At 64.2% G+C, this 9,963-nt stretch carries 9 protein-coding genes; 5 read left to right on the forward strand and 4 right to left on the reverse strand.

The genetic code is table 11. The features are described 5' to 3' along the window. Together ABIV12_RS08685 and ABIV12_RS08690 are read left to right on the forward strand one after the other, a co-directional pair. Positions 1-1,288: choice-of-anchor Q domain-containing protein (locus ABIV12_RS08685; RefSeq protein ID WP_348058306.1), on the forward strand; the 1,288-nt coding region annotated here is incomplete at its 5' end. A gap of 104 nt (positions 1,289-1,392) precedes the next feature. Then, entirely contained in the window at positions 1,393-1,971 is a 579-nt protein-coding gene (locus ABIV12_RS08690; protein ID WP_348058308.1) for a TIGR00730 family Rossman fold protein, read from the forward strand. 557 nt (positions 1,972-2,528) lie between these two features. Here the strand turns inward: ABIV12_RS08690 and ABIV12_RS08695 are convergent. Beyond that, entirely contained in the window at positions 2,529-2,969 is a 441-nt protein-coding gene (locus ABIV12_RS08695; RefSeq protein ID WP_348058310.1) for a TfoX/Sxy family protein, read from the reverse strand. A 25-nt stretch (positions 2,970-2,994) separates the two neighbouring features. Beyond that, entirely contained in the window at positions 2,995-3,480 is a 486-nt protein-coding gene (locus ABIV12_RS08700; RefSeq protein ID WP_348058312.1) for a GAF domain-containing protein, read from the reverse strand. A 76-nt stretch (positions 3,481-3,556) separates the two neighbouring features. Here ABIV12_RS08700 and ABIV12_RS08705 point away from each other — a divergent pair, with 76 nt between their 5' ends. The 3 genes from ABIV12_RS08705 to ABIV12_RS08715 all read left to right on the forward strand — a co-directional run bounded on the left by ABIV12_RS08705 (position 3,557) and on the right by ABIV12_RS08715 (position 5,481). Further along, positions 3,557-4,297: a TMEM175 family protein gene (locus tag ABIV12_RS08705; protein ID WP_348058314.1), complete on the forward strand. Its 741-nt coding sequence runs from the start codon at positions 3,557-3,559 to the stop codon at positions 4,295-4,297. After that, positions 4,294-4,971, forward strand: coding sequence for a dethiobiotin synthase (gene bioD, locus ABIV12_RS08710; protein WP_348058316.1), 678 nt, complete (start codon positions 4,294-4,296; stop codon positions 4,969-4,971). Before ABIV12_RS08705 ends, bioD begins: the two co-directional genes overlap by 4 nt. Positions 4,972-5,130: 159 nt before the next feature. After that, positions 5,131-5,481, forward strand: a complete 351-nt coding sequence (locus ABIV12_RS08715) for a hypothetical protein (protein WP_348058318.1) — start codon at positions 5,131-5,133, stop codon at positions 5,479-5,481. A gap of 85 nt (positions 5,482-5,566) precedes the next feature. Here ABIV12_RS08715 and ABIV12_RS08720 read toward each other — a convergent pair whose 3' ends face one another. After that, complete coding sequence (locus ABIV12_RS08720; protein ID WP_348058320.1) at positions 5,567-8,866, reverse strand: S41 family peptidase; 3,300 nt, start codon at positions 8,864-8,866, stop codon at positions 5,567-5,569. Between the two features lie 147 nt (positions 8,867-9,013). Next, positions 9,014-9,963: glutamate--cysteine ligase (locus ABIV12_RS08725; RefSeq protein ID WP_348058322.1), on the reverse strand; the 950-nt coding region annotated here is incomplete at its 5' end.

Raw genomic sequence — 9,963 nt, forward strand, 5'->3', positions numbered from 1 at the left:
CGTCTACAACAACGTGATCGTCGGGGTGGCCGGCGCTTCCGGCACGGCCATCTCGTTCACCCCGTCGTCCGGCGCGATCCACGCTCAGGCGGTCGCCAACACGATCACGCGCTCGCGTGTCGGAATCGGTGTGTTGCAATGGAACGACGGCGCGGACACGGCACGCGTCGATGGGACGATCTCCAGCAACCTGATTCGCGCCACGACCGGGATCTATGCGACCGCCGCAATTTCGCCGTCGCTGACCAACGACTACAATCTTGTCAACGCCGAATCCAATGGGGTCACGTTCGGCGCGCATACGATCACCGCCGATGCAAAAATCGTATCGGAGTCGACGCCGCGCCTGCGCAGCGATTCGCCGGCGATCGGTGCGGCCGACAGCGCGACGGTGTTGCTGGGCATCCTCTTCAATGGCTTGCCGGACCTCGACGCCGATGGATTGCGCCGTTTGAAAGGAACGCCGAATGCGGTCGACATCGGCGCGTACGAGTTCGGCGACCTGACCTTCAGCCATACCGTGACAACGGGCAATACGGGCAGCGGCAGCTACATCACGCGGTTCGATGACGCGTCGACGGATGGCGTGCCAGGCGCCAAGGTCATGGTCACCTCGAACTTCAACGACGGCACGCCTCCGGGGGTTTTGTATGCGCCTCCGTTCGGCGTGTACTACGACCTGGGAAAGTGGCAGCTCTTTGCGCAGGACATCGCGCCCGCGCCCCTGGGCGCCCACTTCGACGTGTTCGTTCCTGCGATCGGCGGCGGATCGTTCACCCAGGTGGCGACCGGCGACAATATCAGCGGTGCGGCGTCGCGGATCGACAATTCGTCCACCGATTCACTGCCCGACCGCATCGTGCTCGCCACGCAGAACTGGACCGTGGGCAACCATGGCATCTACAACCCGCACCAGGTGGGACTTCTCTACTTCGGCAAGTGGTTCGTTGCCAATCTCGATGGCGCGCCCATGCCGGTGAACGCGGGATTCAACGTTTACGCGCAGGCCGCCAGCCCGAACGCGTTTCGAGTTGTGGCGTCGATGAATGGCAGTGCGCTGGTTCTCGACCATTCCCTGCTCAACGGAATTCCATGTGCACGGCCGCATGTGTCGCGAATCCTTGGCGCCAGCAGTACGGATTACGGATTTGACGTCGATTATTTCGCCGGTCACTGGGAAATCTACGGCCACGCGCCACTGGCGGTCGGCGACTCGTTCAACGTGGTGATCGACCCGGCACAGGTGGCCGCATGCACCGACCGGATTTTCGCCAACGACTTCGAATGACGAACGCGCACGCCGACACGCCGATCCCGGCATGTCGGCGGCTGCGCAGGCCATGCGAGGTCCCGGTCGTTACAATGGCGACCTGACCAGTTGGAAATTCCCGCATGCGCATCTGTGTGTATTGTGCCTCGAGTGAACAGTGTGATCGCATCTATCACGACGCTGCGCACGCGCTGGGCCGGACGCTGGCCGAAGCGGGCAACACGGTCGTCTACGGCGGCGGCGCGGTGGGCCTGATGGGCGCGCTCGCCAATGGCGCACTTGAAGCCGGAGGCGACGTGATCGGGATCATTCCGCGCTTCATGATCGAGGTGGAATGGCAGCATCCGCTGGTGCGCAATCTCGAAGTGGTCGAGGACATGCGCGAGCGCAAGCACCGGCTGCTGACCGGTTCGGACGCGGTGATCGCGTTGCCGGGAGGATGCGGAACGCTGGAGGAACTGTTCGAGGCGATCACGTTGAAGCGCCTCGGCATCTACCTCAATCCAATCGTGTTGCTCGACACGAACGGATTCTACGCACCGCTGCAGGCGTTCATGGAGCAGGTCATCGACCAGCGCTTCATGAATCCGGAACACCTGCACATGTGGCGAAAGGTCGATCGCGTGGACGAGGTGTTGCCAGCCATCCGCAACGCGACGCCGTGGCGAGAAGACGCGCGGGATTATGCGGTGGTGCGCTGACAGAAGACCTCGCGCACGCGTTTCCGTCGCCTTCACAGTGGGCGAAGGTGCGGAGGCGCTGCAGATCAAGAGCCGCCCCCTTCCGCCTTCGGCACCTTCCCCCGCTGCGCCGGGGAAGGAACATCAGACGACAGCAAGCGTGGAGACGCGACGCGGCGCGTTCGAGCGCTGACGTTCATTCGCGAGCGACACTTGATCGGTGACTCCTTCTCGCGTTTCGCGCTGCCAGGAAGCATCGCAGCTGAATCTGTTGCGACACGATCGTCCTTCCCTGCGCAGCGGGGGGAAGGTGCCCGGAGGGCGGAAGGGGGCGCTTGTTGTGGGAGCTGCAGATCAAGAGCCGCTCCCTTGCGTCTTTGGCACACTCCCCCGCTTTGCAGCGGAAGGAAAGTGCGCGACAGGAATCGCGGAGGCTCGACGCAGTCGCGTTGAAGCACGAACATTCAATTCGCGAAAGACGATTGCCGAGTAACTTCTACCGATGTCGCGCGGACACGTTGCATCGCGGCTGAAGTTGCTGCCAGGCAATTTCCCTTTTCCAAGCTTCCGCGAAAACGTCAATCGAAGCGACTGATCTCGCGATCGCCGTCGCCGTGGGAGTCTTTCGAATCGCCATCCGGATCGTCGAACAGGCTGCTCGCGCCTCCGTCGTCATTCGATGCGCCATCGGATGACGCCGATGGCGTCGATTGTTCGCTTGCCGCTTTCTGTTTTTCCCAGCGCGTCTTGATCGGATTGGCCGACTCGGCCGCTTCGAATGCACCGAGCAGTTCCTGCTTCTGGTCGTCGGGCAGATCCGCCCAGTGGCAGTCGGCCAACGCACCGGCCATCGAGTAGAGCAGATTGAGGCTTGGCCGGAATCCGGCGCGCTTCACTTTCAGGAACACTTCGACCGGGCCGACGCGCGCAAGATCTTCGGTTGTGCGAACGCCGACCTGGCGCAGCCATGCCGCGGACTTCGGGCCAACATTGCGGATCTTCACGTCGCGAGCGGTCATGCGGGTTCCATTCGTCAGCCGCGCATCATTGCAGCGATTGGATGAAGATAGCGCACAAACGCTCCATTCCGGAACGATCGTCGGCGTCGAACCGTGCGATGTGCGGGCTGTCGACGTCCCACACGCCGAGCAACCGGTCGCCGTCGACGAGCGGAACGACGATCTCCGACTGCGAAGCGCTGTCGCAGGCGATATGCCCTTCGAACGCATGCACGTCGCGCACCAGTTGGGTTTGACGGGTCGATGCGGCCGTGCCGCAGACGCCTTTGCCGAGCGCGATGCGAACGCACGCAGGCTTGCCCTGGAACGGGCCCACCACAAGCTCGGTGCCGTCGTAGAAGTAGAATCCGCACCAGTTGATCTGCGGCACGGCGTGCCATACCAGGGATGCGAAATTCGCGGCATTCGCGATGCGATCGCGCTCGCCGTGCAGCAGCCCGCGCGCCTGCGAGGCGAGTTCGTCGTACAGCTCGTGCTTGGTGACGGCGTGGATCGGGGCAGCGGCGAACATCGTCAACGACTCTGTCAGAAGTGAACTGCGATTGTAGCGTGTGCCTGTGGCTCGGCGCCGCTGGCATACTTGGCGGATGCACGGCGACGACATCCAGGACGAACAGGGCTTCCAGATCCGCGGGCGCCAGCCGACACGCGTCGACGCATTCGTCGACGCCGCGTTCGCGTTCGCCGTCACCCTGCTGGTCGTCGCGGTCGGGCACATTCCGACCTCGGTTGCCGAACTCGCCCAGGCAATGCGGGGCGTACCGGCATTCGCCGCGAGCTTCATGCTGATCGCGCGATTCTGGCGGTCACACCGCCACTGGTCGCGACGCTACGGCCTCGAGGATGCGAAGAGCGTGCGTCTCAGCCTCGCGCTGGTCTTCGTGACGCTCGTTTACGTCTATCCACTTCGCATGGTCGCCGCGCTCGTCATTGCGATAGCGAGCGGTGGATACTTCGCCGAACAAGGTTTCGACCTCGGGAGCGTCGAGGATGGGCGCACCCTCTATGTGACGTTCGCGGTCGGTTACGGCGCGGCATCGCTCATCTTCGCGCTGCTTCATCGTCACGCCCTCGACTGTGCGGATGCAATCGGGCTGTCACCGGCGGAGCGCATCCGAACGCAGACATCGATCGAACGCTACGGAAGCTTCGTCGGCGTCGCGTGCCTGTCGATCCTGCTCGCAGTACTGTTGCCGATGACCCACGCGGATCCGCGTGCGTACGCGCTTCCAGGCCTCGTCTATCTCCTGATCGTGCTGATCCGTCCGTGGCTTGCGCGACGCGAACGTCGCGCGCTCGCTCGGCTCGAAGCGCATACGTCCCGATGACCGCGCGCGGCCTTTTCGTCACGGGGACCGACACCGGTGTCGGCAAGACGTGGACGAGCTGCGTGCTGCTGCACGCATTGCGCAGCCACGACCTGCGCGCGGCCGGCATGAAGCCGGTCGCCAGTGGTTGTCGTGCGACGCTGCACGGGTTGCGCAATGACGATGCCGAAGCACTCATCGACGCCAGCGAACCGCGGCCGACGTACAACGATTGCAATCCGTTCGCATTCGCCGAACCGATCGCGCCGCATCTCGCCGCGTCGTTCGGCGGAACCACCATCACGGCGGAACCGATCCATGCCGCCTACGCACGACTCGCCGCGCAGTCCGATCGCGTCGTGGTCGAAGGCGTTGGCGGCTGGGCCGTCCCGTTGTCGAACGAGTGGATGCAAGCGGATCTGGTGGACGAGATGGATCTGCCCGTCGTCCTCGTGGTCGGCCTGCGTCTGGGTTGCATCAACCACGCGCTGCTGACCGCACGCGCGATTGCCGCCGACGGCTGCCGGTTGATCGGGTGGATCGCCAATCGCATCGACCCCGACATGGCCTTCGCAGCCGCGAATACGGAGACCCTGCGCCAACGCATCGTCGCCCCACTACTGGGCGTGCTCGACCACGCGCCGGACGGCGACGCCGCACACGCCGCGGCATCACTGGATGTGCGGGCGCTCTGATGCGCGCGAATCGACGCTGACGCAGAAAGGGTTGCAGCAGGCGCCCGCGGTGCAATGCCCAGCTCATTCCACAACTCGCGCGCGCGCCTGCACCGTGTTTGCGCCCCGTTCGGTTTCGCGCTGATAGACTCCGCGCCCACCATCCATCAGGGAATGCCCATGACGACCGTGCAGCGCTACATGTTTTCGATCGACGATCTGCCCAAGGCGCGCGGCGAATCGCACGAACTGTCGTTCCAGGGTGGGTCGGCGGAAAGTCTCGCCGCGTTGTTGCAGCAGGCCTTGCGCGAGCCGTCGCTGTGGCAGCGTTGGCTCGCAATGCAGCCCGATCCCGACGCCGTCGATGCGGCACTCGGCCAGAACGATCCGGCTGCGATCGTTGAGGCGCACCAGTCGGACGTGCACGTGAGCGTGACCGTCACGAGTTCGTTGCCGCACGCCATCATCAAGCACCGCCTGACGCTGCTCGTCGGCAAACACTGGACGTTGCGGAATGTGAGCGCTGCCTGAGCGGCGCGAGTCGTTAAGGCCCGCGACGCGGGAATCGCGCGACAGCAGGTCCACTCACTGAAGCGCGATACCCTCTTCCCAGCCGCTACTTGCGCATGTCCACCGGCGCCTTGACCGGCGCCGATGGCCGATCGGGCAGACCGACCGGCGCGGCCTGCACCGCCTTCTTGAGTTCGTCGATGGCGCGGTCGAGTTGCGGATCGCGACCCGCGAGCTGGGCGCCGACATCCTGCTCGACCACGATGTCCGGATCCACGCCGTGGCCTTCGACCACGTACTGGCCTTCCTTGCTGGCCAGTGCAAATTGCGGAACGAACACGTCGCCGCCGTCGATCACCGGGCCCCAGCCGTTGATGCCGACCGTGCCGCCCCAGGTGCGCACACCGATCAACGGGCCGAGCTTCGCCTGCTTGAACATGTACGAGAAGATGTCGCCGTCCGACGCGGTGGTGCCGTTGCATAACGCAGCGAGATGGCCGAGGAACGTCTGCTCCGGATAGGTGCGGGTGATCTCGCTTCCGCGCGCGTACCAGAGGGCGGAGAGCTTGCGCGTGAGCCGCTCCATCACCATCGCCGACACGTTGCCGCCGCCGTTGTCGCGCACGTCGATCACCAGCGCCTGCTTGCGCAGTTGCGGATAGAACCACTTGATGAATTCGCGGATGCCGTTCGCGCCCATGTCGGGAATGTGCAGATAGCCGATCTGCCCGCCGCTCGCCTCCGCCACGTACGCGCGATTGGCGTTCGTCCACGCGAGGTAATTCAGTGGCGTCTCGCTGTCGATCGGTTTGACCAGCACGACGCGCGCCGTGGCGGTCGGAGTCTTTGCCACACCCAGCTGCACCAGCTGCCCCGGCGCAATGCGCAGCAGGCGATACGGATCGTCGTGCGCGGTCAGCGCCTGCCCATTGATCGACAGGATGTAGTCGCCCTTGACCACGTCGACGCCGAGCTCGGTCAGCGGTGAGCGATAGCGTTCCTCGTCGTTGTCGCCGGCAAGGATCTGCGCAATCCGATAGCGACCGCTCGCCGCATCGAGTTCGAAGCGCGCGCCGATGAGCCCGACGTGCGGTTTCGGCGGAAGGCCGAGATCGCCGCCGCCGACATACGAATGTCCGGCCGACAACTCCGCGACCATCTGCCCGAGAAGATAGTTGAGATCGGTCCGGTCGCCGACCCATGCGAGCATCGGCTCGTATTTCGCGCGGATCGCGTTCCAGTCGTACCCGTGCATGTTGGTGACGTAGAAATGGTCGCGAAACCGCCGCCAGGTTTCGCGAAAGATCTCCGCGTATTCGGCTTTCGGATCGACGCGTGCGAACAGACCGTCGAGCTTCACGTCTTTTGCTTCCGGCTTTGCTGCCGTGAGATCGACGAACGTGTACTTGCCATCGCTCTTGACCAGCGCGGTACCGCCGTCTGCGGACACCGACAATTCGTCGACGCCTTCGACAACGTCGCTGTCCTTGCGCTCCTCGAACGACCACGACTTGAGTTTCGACTTGAACGCGCCGTCGCGGCCGTAATACTGGCCGTCGTTGACCACCGTGAGGATCGCCTTGTTCGTGACGACGACGCCGGCAATGTTGTCCGGCTCGATCGGTACGCGCACGGCGCGTGCGTCGATTCCGTCGAAGTCGATGCGGTCGTTGATCGCCGCCGGATTCTTGGGTGCATCGCCGTCCTTGCCTTTCTCCTTCGGCTTGTCGTCGCCCTTCTTCTCGTCAGCCGCGGCGCTGTCGTTGCGTGGCGCGAACGGATTTTCCACGTCCTTGCGCAGCGCGATCGCAAAGACTTCCGCGCTGCGGTTTGCGGCGAAGTTCCATTCGATGGCCGACAGCTGCGGCGTCCATTCGCGGTTGCCGATGAAGTACAGGAACTTGCCGTCCGGTGAAAACGCCGGCGATTGCGCATCTCCGCGCGACGCCGCAATCGCCACGTTCTTGCCGGTGGCGGCGTCGTGGACGAACAGCGTCGGTTGCTGCGTGTCCTTGTCGGTGAGCGTGTAGGCAAGGTAATGACCGCCCGGAGACCACACCTGATCGCGCCGCGGGATGGCCGGATCCTTCGCGATCACGGTCGCTGCGCCGCCGCTGGCCGCAACGCTGCGCAAATTGCTGTCGCTGTCGACGAACGCGATGCGCGCGCCATCGGGCGACCAGCGCGGCGCATACAGGCGCCCGATGGTTTCACGGGTCAGCTGCTTCGGATTGTTGCCGTCCGCATCGCGCGACCAGATTGCATCTTCGCCACTTTCGTCACTGACGTAGACGACGCGCTTGCCGTCGAACGACCATGCCGCGTCGCGCTCGTGCGCCCCCGGCGTGTGCGTGAGATCCTGCGTGATGCCGTCCTTCAAAGGCACACTGAAGACTTCTCCGCGCGCGACGATCAGCGCACGCTTTCCGTTCGCACTCAGGTCGGCCCCTTCGAGCTTGTCCTTGACGCTGCGCTCCTCGGCGCGCGTATGCACGAGATCACTCGGAACGTCGATCTCGAGCGCGCGATCCTGACGGGTGCTGGTGTCGTAGATGTGCAGGCTGCCGTCGACTTCGAATGCGATCTGGCCCTTGCCGTCACCACTGGCCCAACGTGCGTTGGCATCCTTGTACGCGGTCAGCTGCGCCGTCTCGCCCGTGCCTGTGTCGTAGCGATAGAGATTGAGGCGCTCGTCGCGATCCGCGAGAAAGTAGATGCCGTCGCCGATCCATACCGGATCGCGATCGGTGTTCGGATCGTTGGTGATGTTCTTCGCCGACTTCGTTGCGAAGTCATAGATATAGAGGTCCTGCGCCCATCCGCCGACGTAGCGGTTCCACGTGCGGAAATCGCGATACTTGGGTGAGTAAACGATCTTCGAGCCATCCGGCGAATAGCGGCCGACGCCGGCAACCGGCATCGGCAGCGCGGTCGGCAGGCCGCCGTCGCGCGACACCGTGTACAGGCGCGGATTGGATTCGCTGATCGACTCGCGCCACGAGCGGAACAGCACGTTGTGGCCGTCCGGCGTCCATCCATACACCTGGTTGTCAAACCCCCAGCGTTGCGGCAATGGCCCTTCAGCGGGATAGAACGTCAGCTGCTTCGGCTCGCCGCCGCCCGCGGCGACGGTGTAGACCTGATCGCCGCCGTCGTATTCGGCGGTGAACGCAATCTGTGTGCAGTCGGGCGAGAAGCGCGCGGATTGTTCGAGGCCGGGACCTGAGGTCAGCCGCGTCGCGATGCCGCCCCGGGTCGACGCGAGCCACAGATCGCCAGCGTAGGTGAAGGCGACCCGGTCGCCGCAGACATCCGGAAACCGCAGCAGGCGTGTTCCGGCGAATGCGGCGGGCGACAACAGCAACGCGACAATGGCCATGAAGACCGGAAGACGACGGAACGGCATCGGAAGATTCCCCAGGGCAGGTTCAAACCACGGTTGTGGCACGAACGAGCCGCTGCGGCGCCCGCCAGAAGTCACGAACCCGCGTGGAGCTACGCACGCGACAGCCGCACTGCGCTCACGCAGCGGGGGATGCGCGAATGCCGCGGATCAGTACGCGAAGTCGGTGAACACCCGATCGATGTTGCCCTTCCACTCGCCGTGGAAGAGCTCGAGCTTGCGCTCGGCCGGCGTCTGGTTCGCATCGACGATCTGCACCAGCGCATCGAGAAACATGCTCTCGTCCGCCCCGTGGATGTTGGTGCGCGCTCGACGCTGCAATCCGTGTGCTGCGATCTTCACCGCCTCGACCGCGAGGTCATGCGCGGTGCCGCCGCGGAACGGCAACTTCAGTGCATGTTTCGGCACGCCGTCGCGCAATGCATGCCGCTCCTCGCGGCTGAAGTCCTTGACCAGGTCCCACGCCGCATCGAGCGCGGTCTGGTCGTACAACAAGCCGACCCAGAACGCGGGCAGCGCACACAGGCGATTCCACGGGCCGCCGTCGGCGCCACGCATCTCGAGGAATTTCTTCATGCGCACCTCGGGAAACGCGGTCGTCATGTGGTCGGCCCAGTCGCGCAATGTCGGCTTCGCGCCTGGCAACTCGGCCAGATCGCCGGCCAGGAACTTGCGGAAGGAACGACCGGCCAGATCGATGTACTCGCCGTCGCGGTAGCTGAAATACATCGGCACATCGAGCAGGTAGTCGACGTAGCGTTCGTATCCGAAGCCATCCTCGAACACGAAATCGAGCATGCCTGTACGGCCGGCATCGGTATCCGTCCAGATATGCGAGCGGTAACTCTGGAATCCGTTCGGCTTGCCTTCGGTGAACGGCGAATCGGCGAACAAGGCAGTCGCGATCGGCTGCAGCGCGAGGCCGACGCGGAACTTCTTCACCATGTCCGCTTCGCTGGCGTAGTCGAGATTGACCTGCACGGTGCAGGTGCGCGTCATCATGTCGAGGCCGAGCTGGCCAACCTTCGGCATGTAGTCGCGCATGATCTTGTAGCGGCCCTTGGGCATCCACGGCATTTCATCGCGGCGCCATTTCGGCT

It is taken from the genome of Dokdonella sp. (genome assembly GCF_039926425.1).
Classification (GTDB): Bacteria; Pseudomonadota; Gammaproteobacteria; order Xanthomonadales; family Rhodanobacteraceae; genus Dokdonella_A.